Genomic DNA, 14,891 nt, shown 5'->3' on the forward strand with positions numbered 1-14,891 from the left:
AACAAGGCCGCTTTTAGTTAGGAATTACAATGGATTTAATAAGAAAGGAAAAAACATGCATAAATATCAAACACATTGGGTAGAACACTCTATAGTCAAAATATTAAGTAGTACCGGTAAAAAGCATATAGCATTAATGGCGGGCGGTATGTCTGCTGAGCGTGAAGTATCGTTAGTGTCAAGCGAAGGAGTTAGTAAAGCTTTAATTGAATTAGGATATAGAGTTACCTTTATTGATATGGGAGCGGATATTGCAGTTAGATTACAAGAAATAAAACCTGATATCGTTTTTAATTGTCTGCACGGTACATATGGTGAAGACGGTTGTTTACCAGGATTACTTAATATAATGCGGATTCCTTATACTCATAGCGGCGTGTTATCTTCAGCTTTAGCATTCAATAAAATACATTCTAGGAGCTGGTTTTTAACGAATAATATTAATATGGCAGAAAGCATTGTTGTAAATAAAAGCGATAATATAAAAAATGATCCTATGAAACGACCGTACGTTATTAAGCCTCTTACACAAGGTTCAAGTATTGGTGTTGAGGTGATATTTGCAGAAGATGATTTTAACTTTGCCGATTATGATTTTCCTTACGGTGATCAGGTAATAATAGAACAATATATAAAAGGGCAAGAATTACAAGTAGCGGTATTAAACGGCAAAGCTCTTGGAGCTTTAGAGATTAAATTACTAAAGAATCGTTTCTATGATTATGAAACTAAATATACCGAAGGATTTGCTGATCATCTTTGTCCTGTTCCGCTACCTGCTAATTTATATGAGAAATTACTTATAGAATCAGAAAAAATTTATAAAACAATGAATTGTAAAGGTCCTGCTAGAGCAGAGTTTATTTTAGAAGAGCAAACAAACAAGTTATATGCTTTGGAGATAAATACTCACCCAGGTATGACGCCTTTATCAATAGTGCCGGAAATTGCAGCTTATGCAGGGATAAATTTTACTAACTTAATTGAAGAAATTATAAAGACGGCAAGCTTTGAATCATGAGAAAAAAAACAAGCTCCAATAAAAAAAAACAAACAAAAAAAACTAATAATATCTCATTACGCCGAAAATTAGGACTAATTTACAAAAAAGCAATATTAGGGCTTAAGATTGCTTTAATTATCTTTGTATGTCTATTTGTTTTTACAAAATATTTTGCCGGCATAAAAACCTACTTAACAACAAATATATACCAAACAACAACAAAACTTGGGTTTAAACTTGAGAATGTTATTATTGAAGGACAGCAAAATGTCGATGAGCCTACAATATTAAAGGTTTTAAATGCGAATAAGGGCAGTCCTATTTTTGCTCTTAAATTAGACGAAATTAGAAATAATTTAAAGAAAAATAAATGGATCAAGGAAGTATATGTCAGTAGAAGATTACCAAATACGGTATATATAAAATTATTTGAAAGAGAACCTATTGCTATTTGGCAAATTAATAATCAGCTTTTCTTAGTCGATGAAGAAGGTTACGAAATTAGTAAAAATATTCAACCTTTTCCTCATTTATTACATGTTGTAGGGGAAGGGGCGAATATCTATGCAGGTACATTAGTATTAGAGCTGCAGAAATATCCGGCATTAATGAATAAAACTTCAGCTGCTGTAAGACTCGGAGATAGAAGGTGGGATTTAAATCTTAAAGGTAATATAAGTATTAAGTTACCTGAAAAAGAGTTTGAAGAAGCATTAAAATATGTCGATGCACTAAATAAAGCTAATAAGCTATTTAACCAAAATTATAAGGTTTTGGATTTAAGGGATAAGCATAAGTATTATATAGAGAAGTACTGAGAATCGTCATTGCGAAGAGAAACGTAGTTGCGACGTGGCACTCTTATCAAGCATCCTGAGATTGCTTCGTCGCATTACTTTGTAATTCTTCGCGCAATGACGTTTTTGGAATAACAAGCATAAAACAATGAAAGAGAAAATATCAAATTTTGTTACACTTGATTTCGGTAGTAGTAAGATTGCCGTAATTGCTGCCTATATTAGTAAAAAAGGTGAAATTAAAGTAGCTAGCCAAAATTTGCATCATTCTAAAGGTATTAAATCAGGAGTTATATCAGATTTAAAAAATGCTGAAACTAGCATTGTTTCAGCAATTTACGCACTTGAAAAAGATTGCGGTAAAAATATAAAAAAAGTTATATTATCGTTATCAGGTGCCGACACTAAATCTTATTATATTAATTATACCATTAAAGTTAACGGGCAAACCGTAACGCAGCAGGATATTAAAAAGTTACTACAAAAAGCATTACTTGAATTTAAAGTTAAAAACCAAGAAATTATTCATTATTTTCCTCTTGAATTTACCCTTGATAATAATTCAGTCGAGAATCCTATAGGTATGTACGGTAGAGAACTTAGTTGTGAATTACATATTATTGCTGCTAGTTCAAATATGTTATCAAATATTGTACAATGCTTCGCTAAATGTCATGTTGAAGTCACAAATATTACTCTAGCAATTTATGCTTCTGCTATTAGCTGTCTTACGAATGATGAAAAAAATCTAGGTTCGATTATCATCGACATGGGGGATAAAACTACCTCTTTCGGCATTTTTTTTGCCGGTAAATTAATATATACGGGGCATGTAAATATAGGTAGTTTTCATATTAGTTCGGATATTGCTAAAGTCTTTGGTCTTGATCTTGTTACGGCAGAGAAATTAAAAATTTTATACGGTAATGCAATGATACCTTTATTTGAAAAAGATAGTATTATAAATATGGAGGCTTTTCAGGTTGATACTCATCATACTTTAAATACTTCCGTAACAATTTATAAATTGGCGGAGGTAATAAGAGCAAGAGCCGAAGAAATATTATCAATAGTAAAAGCCGAATATGATAAAGCAACAAAAGGGCAGGTTGAAGTTTTTAGAGTTGTAATTACCGGCGGTGGGTCTCAGCTTAGAGGACTTAAAGAGCTTTCAAATAAAATTTTTGAAAAACAGAGTAGAATCGGTAAACCGGAGATTATTGCCGGTTTTATAGAAGACTATAATCCGGCCATGTATTCAGCAACTATAGGAATGCTAAAAATTCATGCTCTAAAACAGCAAAAAGAATTTGCTTATACTAGACTTGATGCAAATAGTAGCTTCTTTAAAAAAGTTTTTGATTGGTTTAAAGAGAATATTTAGAGAGGCTGCCCGCGTTGGACTGGAAAATGCATTTAGTGTCATTCCCGCTTCCGTGGGAATGACATAAAATGATCCACGTAACACAATACCTACTTGCAATGAGTACTTGTATTTACGCGGGCAATGTCATTTAGAAATATTTTGCTAAGAATTATTATTAGGTTTTTCTCTAGAACAAATTAGTACATTCCCTTTAACTTCGATAATAAAAAGTCGGTCGCCTGTTTTTGCATCGATTTCATTTGGAACAAGGTAAGCATTCATAATAGCACCGGACCATCTTACTTGTCCTATAGTATCAGAAGAAACTGTAGAACTATAAACCTCTACCGTTTTGCCTATCATATCCGAGTAATTTTTTGTTTTATCAGTTTTATTATAAACATATTTTTTAAGAGGATAATATAATATGCAAAACCAAATAAGCGATAATATACCAAAAAATGTTATTTGATTTGTTAAGCTAACTAGAGGGTAGTTATATACCACAAGAGTGTTTGATAACGCTCCAAGCCCAAAGAATAAGAACCCAATACTTGGAACTGCAAAGAATTCAACAACTATGCAAATTATGCCTATTATTAACCATATTTCGGTGAGATAATTATTTATCATGAACATAAGTTTTTAAAAATAATATTACGTCAGCTATGTCTTGTGGTTTTGAGATACCGGCAAAGGACATTTTAGTTCCTGGTGCATAGATACTTGGTTTATGTAAGAAAGCAAATAAACTATCATCATCCCATACGTCGCCAAGTTTTGATAGAGCAGGGGAATATTTATAGTCTGCTATGCTTGCTTTTGGTCTGCCTGCTACATTCCAAAGATGCGGTCCTAGTTTATTTGGACCGTCTTTATCAAGAGAATGACACATTAAACATTTCTTGGCTATTTCACGACCGTTATCGGCGTTAGCAGTCTTTATTAATTCTGGTATATTTACCGGTGCTTGCTCTAGTGCAGTAGTATTTTGATTTTCTGATGATTCTTGAACCGCAACACTGTAGCCGCGATGTTGTAACTCTAGAGTGGGCTTGTATAATATATTTGCAACAAATCCAACCATCATAGCAATTAAACTAGCCAATAAGATGGCTGTAACAATTTTATTTAATTCTTTTCCAGACATTTATTTTGTTTTTTTTATTAGAATTTATACTATAATTTAAGTTGTAAGAGAAGTTAATTAAATAAAAGAAAATTTTATAAAAATATTTGTTCTTTGGAGAGAAAAATAAATGTCAAAAAAATCAAGGGTTAGAAAAATATTTAATAAGTTAAAATCTTATTGGACTAGTTTTAGACAAAGTAAAATCGGTAAAATATTATTTAGCAATAGTTTAAGTTATGCAGTTTCCATAGCTTCTATAGCAATTACAGTTTCTGGACTTTTTACTCCTATATCACCGATAATTATAGCTGTAGCTGTTGTTTCAGGAGTTAGCTTAGGAATTCAAGCTGTAAATGAGACTTTGAAAGTGCATGATTTGCGTAAACTTCATAAAGAGAATAATTTATTAGTACATAACAGAAATGCTAAAAGTCAGCAAGATTATATATTATCATTAGAACCGAGCTTAAAAGATATTTTGAAAAATGAATTATATACGCCGCAAACGGCAGGTAAGTATGCTACTCAAGATAAGTATGAGTTAAATGTAAATGAATTGAAAAGTACAGGACGAATATTTGGAAATAATTTAGGTGGAGCCGCAAATTTGGTCGCTTCTATTATTAAAGGTGCTAGCGGTAATGTGCTTGATATATTAAAAGCTACGGGTTACGGTGTAGTGACAACCGCATCATTAATTATCGACGGTCTTACTGAAAAGGAAAAAATAGAAATAAAAGCAATATTTAAATTAAATATAAATGAAGAATATAAAAAACAAGATACTCCTATATATGAAAATTTAGAACAATTAGAGAATTATACTAAAAATCAAGTATTGCAAACATTAGCTTTAAAAAAATTAATAACGGATAAGAATTATTGGAGTATGAATAAAGACCAAAAAATACAAAAATTTCGAGAAATAATAGGCAGTTTTAATTCTGAAATAAAAAGAAACGGTTTAGAAGAATTTTTTAGAGAAAATAAAATAACAATGGATAATAGCAAAGAGAGCTATGTTAAAGATATTCAAAATGTAATGAATCCATTTTATGAAAATCCTAGTAAAGCCGAAGGATATAATCCTTTAACTAAAGCTATGGATAAAGATAAAGTTAATAATGCTGAAATAAAAAGGACCAAAAGTGAAAATTTAAAAAGGATGCAAAAAAGCAAACGAAATTTAACAATATGAAATGATTATTATAACTCACTGCTAGTTACAAATTTGTAAGAGGTAGTATCGCTAAATATTCTATGCAATAGTTCATTATTAAGAGCATGGCTGGTTTTGTAGCCTTTAATTGCACTTACAATGCTAGTGCCGTTGGTATATAAATCACCGAATAAATCTAATAGTTTATGGCGAACAAATTCATCTTCATAACGTAAGCCGTTTGGATTTAAGATTTTATCCTGCTCATCTATTCCTATAGCATTCTCAAATGAGGCACCTTGGGCAAGCCCTTTGCTTTTCAAATAATCAACATCTCTTATAAAGCCAAAAGTTCTAGCATCCGCAATATTTTTAGTAAAAGATTCTTGATCCCTAAAACTTAGATTTTGTCTGCCTATAGCTTTACTACTAAAATCAATGGTTAAATCTACAGTCATGTGATCGGAAGGAGTACAATATAATTCACAATCTTTATGAACTACTTTTATATCTTTTAAAATTTTTAGATATTTTTTAGGAGCATTTTGTAATTTTTTTCCTGCACACTCAATCATAAACACAAAAGGTTTACTACTGCCGTCCATAATTGGTACTTCAGGACCGTCAATTTTAATAATTGCATTATCAATGCTGCATCCCCAAAGTGCTGCCATTAAATGTTCAATTGTTGAAATTTGAACTTTATGACCATTACTGATAGTGGTAGATAACAAGGTATCGGAAACATTGAAATAGTTAGCTTCAATATAATTATTTTCAGAAGATATATCGGTTCTAATGAATATAATTCCGGTATTTTCTTTAGCGGGTTCTATAGTTAACTGGGTACGTTTTCCTGAGTGGACCCCGATTCCGTAACAACTAACCGGTTTTAATAATGTACTTTGCTGCATTTTAGGCATTGTAAAAATATATTTAAATATTAATATTTAATGCCAAATTATACAAGTTATATTATGTTACAGAATATTACACATATACTCGATGAACTTCAAAAATTGGCTGCGTCATCCTAAAAGAGTTGCGATACTCACGTATTAAGTATACGCGCCGCTCCTCACCTTGTGGATTCCTTGCTCTTTTTGAAGTTGATCTTAGTCTATGTTAGTATAAGATTTCTTGCATAACTTGCTAATAAGGAGAAATTTGCAGGAGACACGGAACGCAGAACCGCAGCGTACACGCAAGTAACGTAAGGATTCGAGTACCGGATCGACGTACAAATTACCCTTATTAGCAAGTTATGCAAGAAGTCTTATTAAAATCTATATAATGTATACTTAATAAAATACCAAAAATGATAAGCTACAAAACTACCGACTACGGCAAAAACAGAAAATAAGAAATCACTGCCGTTAATAGTGCCGTAAGGTACATGAGATGATAAAGCTCCGGCATATGTACCGATGCTGCACATTGAAAAATACGAAAATAAAGCTGTTCTAAGTTCGTAATCCCTAAATTTATCAATTAGTATTAAAATATTGCAAATATAAATGGATCCTAAACAACTACCGATTAGTATTATATATAACATATTAAGGTTTTGATTAGTTCCATGAAGCGGTAGTAAAATAAAGCAGACGAGCAGAATTATAGTTAGTGATAAATTAGCCAAATATTTATTTACTTTGCTTAATATATAGCATATAGGAATTATAGAAAAACATATTGCTAGAAAAATATATTTTAGTATAAGTCTTAAATTAATTAATGCTAATTCTTTCTTTAATGCAAAAGCTTCATAATACCATAATATATCCAAGGTGACATAAGCAACTACGAAGCCTGTCAATAATTGTAATTCGACATTTTTTATTAAGGATGAAAATTTGGAATTTAAATTTAATTTATGAGATGTAGGATTATAATGCAGAAATTCGGTTAGTATATTGATACAATATAATAATGCACAAATTATTATAGTATTATTTGTCGGTGTTATAAATGGATTTAATAAATCTACCATTAAGTTTCCACCCGCCCATAACAACATTATACAAGCTAAAAAAAAATATTTCTTTTCTTTGCTACTCTCAATAATGTCTAATGTTATAGAAGTGAAATATGAAAATGTTCCAAAATTAATTACAATAAAATTAATTTTAATTAGAGTATAATTATTTAATAAAATTAGGTTTATTGTACAAATAATTAATAAAGATAAGCTAATTAAAATAATTTTTTGATTACTTAACTTATTAATTAACTGTGTTAAGGCAAAGCCTGCGATTATCGAACCTATAAATTTAGTTTGATTGATATGATTTATTTGTTCTCCACCTAGATTTTTATTTAGCAGTAAAAAGATTTTAAAATTATAAAAATTTATAGCATTGATACAGGAAAAAATAAATATTCCCAAAAGTGAGAAAAAAATAGTTTTGTAATCGTTTTTTAAAGTCATAAATTAAGTGTTTGCTAAACATAAATACATTGTATATAACTCATAATTATAATGATTAAGATTATTATCTTAAAAATTAAAGAGATTCGTAATTCCATTATTTAAGTATATATGGATAGTTATTAGATTATCAGCTTTTAATCAAGTATGGTAGTCTTATTTATAATTTGTATATAATTATTGTTGAATTTTAAAAAAATTAATGAATTAAATAATATGAAAATATTTTAATGTAAGAAAAATAATAATATATTTTTTAGTATTTTAAAGAGGTGTTATTTGAAGTTTATCTAGAATTTCATTTTTGCTCTTTACTCATAGATAAATTATCTATTTAAATAAATTAATACAAGATAAACAATGATTTTTCTTAAGATACAAGCATTATATTAATTATTTGTTCTTCAAGTTAGTGAGCAAGATAAATGAATAAAAAGATTATAATTGATGCTAATTTTCCAAGCGAAACAAGAGTAGTTTTATTAGGACAAAGCAACAATATAGAAGATATTGAATTTCAAACAACCGTAAGACAACAAAATAAAGGTAACATTTATTTAGCAAAAGTTACAAGAATAGAACCGTCGTTACAAGCTGTTTTTATAGAGTACGGAATGGATAAAAGTGGTTTTTTACCGTTTAGTGAAATCCATCCTAACTATTACAATTTGCCTACCTCGGAGAGAAATTTTCCAGTTAATGCTTTTCCTGAAATAGCTCTTTCAAATATTACGGTTGAGGATGATGAAGAGAAACCGGCTGCTATATATGATTCTTTGATTGATAGTGAAGAAATTGACCTAAAAACCATAGAAGATTTAGTAGAGAGTAAATGCCAGTCAGAACTTAATTTAGAAGCGGCTGATGATATTGAAATGATTCAAAGCGATACCTCTGAGTCAAATATTCCGCAATATAAACAATATAAAGTTCAAGAAGTAATAAGAAAAAACCAAATATTATTAGTGCAGGTTACTAAGGAAGAACGAGGAAATAAGTGCGCCGCTTTTACTACTTATGTATCCTTGGCTGGTAAATATTGTGTTTTAATGCCTAATAAAGGTTCGCAAAACGGTATATCGCGTAAAATATCAAACGGGGAAGAAAGAAAAAGACTGAAAGATATTTTAAATAAAATAGTAAGCGGTGACAAAAATGCTTATAGCGTCATTGTTAGAACCGCAGGTAGAGGAAGTAGCACCTTAGATTTAAAGAAAGACTATAATTATTTAGTAAGGTTATGGAATAAAATTCGTAAAAGTACTATTAAATTTCCGGCTCCGTGTTTTATTCATGAGGAAGATAGTATAATACGTAAAACCATACGTGATATGTGCGATCACAATGTTAAAGAGGTGGTAATTCAAGGACAAGAGGGTTATGAAGACGCTTCAAAATTTATGCAGGATTTATTACCTTCAGAGCTTGCAAAGCTGAAAGAGCATAAAAGTAAAACTCCTATATTTACTAAGTTTCAAGTAGAAGAGCAATTAGTTAAATTATATCAGCCTGTAGTGACGTTACCTTCAGGAGGATATATCGTTATTAATCCTACGGAAGCTCTTATTTCAATTGATGTAAATTCCGGTAAATCAACTTCTGAACAAAATATTGAAGAAACGGCACTAAAAACTAATTTAGAAGCAGCCAAAGAAGTAGCAAAGCAAGTAAAGCTTAGAGATCTATCAGGTTTGATAGTTGTTGATTTTATAGACATGAGCGAAGCTAAGAATCGTAAAATTATTGAACGATCCTTTAAAGAGTTTTTAAGTCGTGATCGTGCTCGTATACAAACCGGTAATATTAGTCAGTTTGGACTACTTGAATTCTCAAGGCAGAGATTACGTTCTTCTTTCTTAGAAACTAATTCGGCAATTTGTTCTCATTGTAACGGTAAAGGAGTCATTAGAGCAAGTGACGCTAATGCTATGTTAATTTTACGTACTATAGAGAATGAAATTTTTGAAGAAAGAATTGATGTAATAAATGTTTTTACCAATATCGTTTCAGTTATTTATCTACTTAATAATAAACGTGCTGAGATAAAATTTATTGAAGAAAAATATAATATAAAGCTTAATTTTTATTCCGATCCTAATGCTACATCAGATAGTTATTCGATTGAAAAAGTGAAGCTGTTCAAGAAAAATAACAATAATGTTAATTCTGTTAAGCCGGTAATTCAGAATCATAATGCCGATTATACTGAAGAAGAGCTGAAAAAAGAACAGTTACGCAAAAATAAACATAAATGGAAAACAGCTAATAATAGTAATAATATTGCTAATGAAGTAAAAGATAAGAGTTTAGAGGCAAAAGAATCGGTAGAGCAAACCGTAAGCGTTGTGGAAGAGGTGAAAGTTGTAGAAAGTAATGCCGGCTTAGAAGCAGCACAAGCTACTCCAAAAAAGACAAAACGTAGATATCGTAATAAAACATCAAATAAGAAACGTCCTTCTAATACCGTCGAAGATACGGAAAAGAATGCAGAGTCTTGATTTGAGGGTTATAAATATGTCATTCCTGCGAAAGCAGGAATCCAGTAATCTTTAATGTCACCCCGTGGGCTTGACCACGGGGTCCATAAAAATAATAAAAAATACTAATATGATTAGTATTTTTAGCTGGATCCCGCGATCAAGTCGCGGGATGATAAATGATAAACCTATCCACGCAACAAGGCCTACGCGGGGATGACATAGCAATGCCGTAATGACGCGATAAAAAAAACATAAACTTAAAATAAAAGTGCAGAAAAGTTTAATTACAAAATGGTTGTGTATAAGTTGTATAATGGTCATAGCGACGATTGTTATAGGGGGGATAACAAGGCTTACCGGTTCTGGTTTATCTATAGTTGAGTGGCGTCCGGTAACTGGTATTTTTCCGCCTTTTAGTTTTGAAAGCTGGCAAGCGGAATTTGCTAAATATAAAGCTTTTCCTGAATATAACTCTGTTAATTACGGAATTACTTTATCACAGTTTAAGTTTATTTATCTGTTAGAGTTTATACATCGATTACTCGGTAGAATTACAGTTTTAATATATATTGTACCTTTAATATATTTTTATTTTAAAGATATTATAAAAAATCGTGACATACCTTATATAATTGTTTTGTTGTTATTTTGCGTACAAAGCTTTATGGGGTGGTATATGGTTAAAAGCGGCTTGTTAAATAGCCCGTATGTTAGTCATTTTCGACTTGCTTTTCATTTAATTATCGCCGTAATTATTTATCACATACTTTTTTATCAACTAATAAAAAATCGTTGTGATATTTTGTTAATCTCGTCACAAACAGATTTTAAATTACCATTAATATTTTCCGGTATTGCTATTACTGTAGTATATGTGCAAATTTTTTTAGGTGCTTTAGTTGCAGGGCTTGATGCAGGGCTGATATATAATAGTTTTCCGCTAATGTATGATAGTTTTATCCCGATGGAGATAAAAGATAATTTCGTTGATCTTAAAAATTGGTATGATCCGGTTTTTATACAATTCATACATCGTTTAGGCGGCTATAGCGTATTTTTGGTTGTTGTAGTTTTGATAATTTGCTTGTTAAAAATAGAACATCCGAAATTAAATAAGATAGCGTATTTTCTAATGATTGCATTATTTATGCAGGTATCTACCGGAATAATTACTCTTTTATACTCTGTACCTATAATAATTGCCTCTATACATCAGCTTTTTGCTATAATCCTTTTGTCTATAATAATTTGGTGCTATTTTTTAATAAAAAGTTCCTAATTTATTAAAAATATGATCATCGATTTCAATACTCCTATTTCTTCTAGATTAGATAAATATTTAAAACGTCTATATCCCTTATTGACTCAAGGAGTAATAGAGAAAGCATTACGTCAAAAACAAATTACCGTTAATTCTCAGAAAGCAGAAGCGAGTTTAAGAGTAAAGGGCGGCGATAAAATTTTTATTAACGATAAGTTTAATTTACCTGTTAAGCAACCTGAAAAATTAGTTTTTACCAACGCTGAAATTAAGTTAGCGAAGAAAATTACTACCGATTATTTGATATATGCAGATGATAATTTAATAGCTATAAATAAACCTGCAGGTCTTGCTACTCAAGGCGGCAGTAAAATAAATTTATCTATTGACTCTGCACTAAAATATTTGAATTATAAAGGTGCTGATTTTAAACTAGTACATAGATTAGATAAAAAAACAAGCGGTTTGCTCTTAATAGCCACAAATTATTTAAGTAGTGTAAAACTTCATGATGCTTTTAAAGAAAAATTGGTTGTAAAAACATATTTTGCCGTAACCTATGGGAAGCCAATTAAAAATGTAGGCGAAGTTAGAAGTAATATAGAAAAGAGTAAAGGAAGTACACCTAAAATTACTGATATTGATAGTGAAAATGGTAAACTTGCCATTACTTATTATAAAGTACTTAAATCACTTGATAATAACTTATTTTTAATTGAATTTACGCCAGTTACAGGTAGAATGCATCAATTAAGGTTGCATGCTAAATTATTAGGTTGTCCGATACTTGGAGATGATAAATATGGTAATAAAGAAATAATGCCGTATAGTAAATATATGTTCTTGCATGCTAATACTATATGTTTATCTGAAAAAATTTTTGGTCAAGAGCTTAAGTTAGAAGCAAAATTACCGTTTTATTTTAATAGACGTCTTACATAACTTGCTTCTAAAGGTAATTTGTATGTCGATCCGGTACTCGAATCCTCATGTCAAGTGTACGCTGTGGTTCTGCGTTCCGTGTCTCCTTCAAATTTCTTTTTATTAGCTGCGTTATGTAAGACGTCTATTGATAAGTTTGTGGAGTGTTGCAGTTATGATTCGTAGATATTTTTTATTGCTGCTTTTTTTTATGACTAATTGTATTGATTGTTTTGCAGATATACAGCAAAGAATCAATGAAGCAGAAAAAGAATATATAAGTAATAGATTTTTAAATGCTGTTTTTATGTTTGCCGATGATTATAAACCTTTATTAACCGGTGCTAAAGGAATTTTTGCTTTAAATGGTGAGCAATTAAAAGCAAATGAAATGATGCCTATTGCTTCTGCTACAAAGCCTTTTACAGCAGCGGGAATCTTAAAATTACAAGAACAGGCATTATTAAATATTAACGATAAAATTTATAAATATCTTGATCCGGAAATGTGGGGTGGAAAAGTGCCGGATTGGGCATATAAAATATCTATCCATAATTTATTAACGCATAGTAGTGGTATTGCTGAATATTTTAGTTTTGTTAAACTTGATTTAAATATGCCTAAGAAAGAGATTCACAAGAAAATATTACAATTTGTTTCTTCTAAGCCTTTAGAAATATCTATAGGGAAAAAATTTAAATATAGTAATACTAATTTTGTTATACTCGGTATGATTATAGAAAAGGTGGCTAAAAAAGATTTAGCTAACTTTTTTTATGATGAATTTTTTAAACCGCTTAATATGAAATCTACTAGTTTTGCTTCATATAGTGAAGCCGCTAGAATCCAAAAAAACGTTATTAGTTCTAATTATCCGGTAAGATATTTTTTAACGCCTAATAATAGTAATAAACCTATATTTACTCCTGTAACTGCTGATTTTTTAGCAGTTCCTTGTGCTGACGGTGGTATAATATCAACACCGGTTGATCTTATTAGATGGTATAGGGCATTAAATGAGGAGAAAATTCTTTCTAAGAAGTCGTATAAACTTATGACTACTAAATATTTTTTAGCAAAAGATATAGAAGGTCGTAAGTCTTATATGGGTTACGGTATTTTTCTTACTGATCTTGATTCTAAGCGTTTAATGATTCATTATACGGGAAAAGCCCTTGGAATACAAAGTGAAGCAGGATATGTTTTGCCTGATAATCTTTATTTTGCTATACTTAGTAATACTATGATAAAAATTCCTGAAGAAGAAAAAGATAAAATTGATATGAAAAATCCTTTAAATCAACTTGGAATAATTTATTTTAGAGATGCAATAATAGGGGCAGCCATAAAAAATTAAATAGACTTGTTGTGTAAGCTATTTTATAAAGAGGAATTTGAAAGAAACACGGAACGCAGTACCGTAGCGTACACTTAGTACGTGAGGATGCGAGTACCGGATTGACATACAAATTACCTTTAGAAGGAGGTTATACAACAAGTCTAATGAAGATAGTTACTTGGAATATTAATTCATTGCGTCTACGGATCGATTTATTAAGAAAATTAGCATATGAACATCAGCCGGATATTATTTTACTTCAAGAAACAAAGGTAGCTGACTCATTATTTCCTCTTGAAGTTATTAAAAATATAGGTTACGAACATGTAATATATTCAGGGCAGAAATCATATAACGGTGTTGCTATTATTTCAAAATTTCCTTTGAATAATGTTTTTTCATTGGAGTTATATAATAGTGATAAAAGGCATATAGCAGCTATAGTTAATGATATAGAAATACATAATTTTTATGTTCCTGCCGGTGGTGATATACCTGATATCGAGGTAAATACAAAATTTAAGCATAAGCTCGAATATGTAAGGTTAATGCAGGAATGGTTAACGACTAACCGTACTAAAAACGATAAAATGATTATTGTCGGGGACTTGAACATTGCTCCGCATGAACATGATGTATGGTCTAGTAAGCAGTTGCGAAATGTTATTAGCCATACCGATATTGAACGCTCGTTATTGGTAGAGCTACAAAATGCGTTAGGTTTTATTGATAGTAGCAGACATTTCGTATCGCTTGACGAAAAATTTTATACTTGGTGGAGTTATAGAAATATAGATTGGAAAAAATCTAACAGAGGTAGAAGACTTGATCATATTTGGGTTAGCGATAATTTAAAAGGTGCATTATTTTCTATGCATTTACTACCAGAAGCACGTGATTGGCCTTCACCTTCGGATCATGTGCCATATTTTGTGACTTTTAATTTACAAATGTCACCCCGTGGTTTGACTACGAGGTCCAGTTCAAAATAAAAAAAAGACTGGA

General features: G+C 30.6%; 13 protein-coding genes and 2 pseudogenes. 10 read left to right on the top strand and 5 right to left on the bottom strand.

The window, feature by feature from the left end:
- Nucleotides 1-55: 55 nt before the first annotated feature.
- From RAT170B_RS01155 to ftsA, 3 genes are all read left to right on the top strand, one after another.
- Complete coding sequence (locus tag RAT170B_RS01155) at nucleotides 56-1,021, top strand: D-alanine--D-alanine ligase (RefSeq protein ID WP_045805377.1); 966 nt, start codon at nucleotides 56-58, stop codon at nucleotides 1,019-1,021.
- Nucleotides 1,018-1,821: a cell division protein FtsQ/DivIB gene (locus RAT170B_RS01160; protein ID WP_014014038.1), complete on the top strand. Its 804-nt coding sequence runs from the start codon at nucleotides 1,018-1,020 to the stop codon at nucleotides 1,819-1,821. Before RAT170B_RS01155 ends, RAT170B_RS01160 begins: the two co-directional genes overlap by 4 nt.
- Before the next feature lie 127 nt (nucleotides 1,822-1,948).
- Nucleotides 1,949-3,184, top strand: coding sequence for a cell division protein FtsA (gene ftsA, locus RAT170B_RS01165; protein ID WP_045805378.1), 1,236 nt, complete (start codon nucleotides 1,949-1,951; stop codon nucleotides 3,182-3,184).
- 144 nt (nucleotides 3,185-3,328) lie between these two features.
- Here the strand turns inward: ftsA and RAT170B_RS01170 are convergent, their stop codons facing one another.
- Both RAT170B_RS01170 and RAT170B_RS01175 read right to left on the bottom strand, forming a co-directional pair.
- Complete coding sequence (locus tag RAT170B_RS01170; protein ID WP_012152576.1) at nucleotides 3,329-3,805, bottom strand: NfeD family protein; 477 nt, start codon at nucleotides 3,803-3,805, stop codon at nucleotides 3,329-3,331.
- Nucleotides 3,789-4,316, bottom strand: a complete 528-nt coding sequence (locus RAT170B_RS01175) for a c-type cytochrome (protein WP_045805379.1) — start codon at nucleotides 4,314-4,316, stop codon at nucleotides 3,789-3,791. Before RAT170B_RS01175 ends, RAT170B_RS01170 begins: the two co-directional genes overlap by 17 nt.
- A gap of 109 nt (nucleotides 4,317-4,425) precedes the next feature.
- Here RAT170B_RS01175 and RAT170B_RS01180 point away from each other — a divergent pair, with 109 nt between their 5' ends.
- Nucleotides 4,426-5,496 carry a hypothetical protein gene (locus tag RAT170B_RS01180; protein WP_045805380.1) on the top strand — a complete coding sequence of 357 codons (1,071 nt, stop codon included), beginning with the start codon at nucleotides 4,426-4,428 and terminating at the stop codon, nucleotides 5,494-5,496.
- Nucleotides 5,497-5,504: 8 nt separating this feature from the next.
- On the opposite strand, the gene lpxC is transcribed toward RAT170B_RS01180, so the two are convergent.
- A complete protein-coding gene (gene lpxC / locus RAT170B_RS01185; RefSeq protein ID WP_045805510.1) occupies nucleotides 5,505-6,371 on the bottom strand; it encodes a UDP-3-O-acyl-N-acetylglucosamine deacetylase in 867 nt (288 codons plus the stop codon).
- A gap of 365 nt (nucleotides 6,372-6,736) precedes the next feature.
- Entirely contained in the window at nucleotides 6,737-7,885 is a 1,149-nt protein-coding gene (locus tag RAT170B_RS01190; protein ID WP_045805381.1) for an MFS transporter, read from the bottom strand.
- Nucleotides 7,886-8,310: 425 nt separating this feature from the next.
- Here RAT170B_RS01190 and RAT170B_RS01195 point away from each other — a divergent pair, with 425 nt between their 5' ends.
- The 3 genes from RAT170B_RS01195 (at nucleotide 8,311) to RAT170B_RS01205 (ending at nucleotide 12,568) form a co-directional block, all read left to right on the top strand.
- Nucleotides 8,311-10,383 carry an Rne/Rng family ribonuclease gene (locus tag RAT170B_RS01195; RefSeq protein WP_045805382.1) on the top strand — a complete coding sequence of 691 codons (2,073 nt, stop codon included), beginning with the start codon at nucleotides 8,311-8,313 and terminating at the stop codon, nucleotides 10,381-10,383.
- 250 nt (nucleotides 10,384-10,633) lie between these two features.
- Complete coding sequence (locus tag RAT170B_RS01200; protein ID WP_045805383.1) at nucleotides 10,634-11,644, top strand: COX15/CtaA family protein; 1,011 nt, start codon at nucleotides 10,634-10,636, stop codon at nucleotides 11,642-11,644.
- A gap of 12 nt (nucleotides 11,645-11,656) precedes the next feature.
- Nucleotides 11,657-12,568 carry an RluA family pseudouridine synthase gene (locus RAT170B_RS01205; RefSeq protein ID WP_045805384.1) on the top strand — a complete coding sequence of 304 codons (912 nt, stop codon included), beginning with the start codon at nucleotides 11,657-11,659 and terminating at the stop codon, nucleotides 12,566-12,568.
- Here RAT170B_RS01205 and RAT170B_RS11990 read toward each other — a convergent pair.
- Nucleotides 12,550-12,678: pseudogene (locus RAT170B_RS11990) on the bottom strand (palindromic element RPE1 domain-containing protein); the annotation flags it as partial. The gene RAT170B_RS01205 and the pseudogene RAT170B_RS11990 sit on opposite strands and share 19 nt — an antisense overlap.
- A 44-nt stretch (nucleotides 12,679-12,722) precedes the next feature.
- Between RAT170B_RS11990 and RAT170B_RS01210 the strand changes: the two are divergent.
- The 3 genes and pseudogenes from RAT170B_RS01210 to xth all read left to right on the top strand — a co-directional run bounded on the left by RAT170B_RS01210 (nucleotide 12,723) and on the right by xth (nucleotide 14,878).
- Complete coding sequence (locus RAT170B_RS01210; protein WP_041404307.1) at nucleotides 12,723-13,904, top strand: serine hydrolase domain-containing protein; 1,182 nt, start codon at nucleotides 12,723-12,725, stop codon at nucleotides 13,902-13,904.
- Between the two features lie 9 nt (nucleotides 13,905-13,913).
- Nucleotides 13,914-14,053, top strand: a pseudogene (locus RAT170B_RS12335) (palindromic element RPE1 domain-containing protein); the annotation flags it as partial.
- Nucleotides 14,051-14,878 (top strand): exodeoxyribonuclease III, encoded by an 828-nt coding sequence (xth, locus tag RAT170B_RS01215; protein ID WP_014014049.1) that lies wholly within the window; start codon nucleotides 14,051-14,053, stop codon nucleotides 14,876-14,878. The pseudogene RAT170B_RS12335 and the gene xth, both read left to right, overlap by 3 nt.
- Nucleotides 14,879-14,891 lie beyond the last annotated feature (13 nt).

It is taken from the genome of Rickettsia argasii T170-B (assembly GCF_000965185.1).
In the GTDB taxonomy this organism is placed as follows: Bacteria; Pseudomonadota; Alphaproteobacteria; order Rickettsiales; family Rickettsiaceae; genus Rickettsia; species Rickettsia rickettsii.

Bases quoted from the DNA above. Each gene is read 5' to 3' on its own strand.
- RAT170B_RS01160 (WP_014014038.1), top strand. From the start codon at position 1,018: ATGAGAAAAAAAACAAGCTCCAATAAAAAAAAACAAACAAAAAAAACT.
- lpxC (WP_045805510.1), bottom strand. From the start codon at position 6,371: ATGCAGCAAAGTACATTATTAAAACCGGTTAGTTGTTACGGAATCGGG.
- xth (WP_014014049.1), top strand. From the start codon at position 14,051: ATGAAGATAGTTACTTGGAATATTAATTCATTGCGTCTACGGATCGAT.
- RAT170B_RS01155 (WP_045805377.1), top strand. From the start codon at position 56: ATGCATAAATATCAAACACATTGGGTAGAACACTCTATAGTCAAAATA.
- RAT170B_RS01175 (WP_045805379.1), bottom strand. From the start codon at position 4,316: ATGTCTGGAAAAGAATTAAATAAAATTGTTACAGCCATCTTATTGGCT.
- RAT170B_RS01190 (WP_045805381.1), bottom strand. From the start codon at position 7,885: ATGACTTTAAAAAACGATTACAAAACTATTTTTTTCTCACTTTTGGGA.
- RAT170B_RS01195 (WP_045805382.1), top strand. From the start codon at position 8,311: ATGAATAAAAAGATTATAATTGATGCTAATTTTCCAAGCGAAACAAGA.
- RAT170B_RS01180 (WP_045805380.1), top strand. From the start codon at position 4,426: ATGTCAAAAAAATCAAGGGTTAGAAAAATATTTAATAAGTTAAAATCT.
- ftsA (WP_045805378.1), top strand. From the start codon at position 1,949: ATGAAAGAGAAAATATCAAATTTTGTTACACTTGATTTCGGTAGTAGT.
- RAT170B_RS01170 (WP_012152576.1), bottom strand. From the start codon at position 3,805: ATGTTCATGATAAATAATTATCTCACCGAAATATGGTTAATAATAGGC.
- RAT170B_RS01205 (WP_045805384.1), top strand. From the start codon at position 11,657: ATGATCATCGATTTCAATACTCCTATTTCTTCTAGATTAGATAAATAT.
- RAT170B_RS01210 (WP_041404307.1), top strand. From the start codon at position 12,723: ATGATTCGTAGATATTTTTTATTGCTGCTTTTTTTTATGACTAATTGT.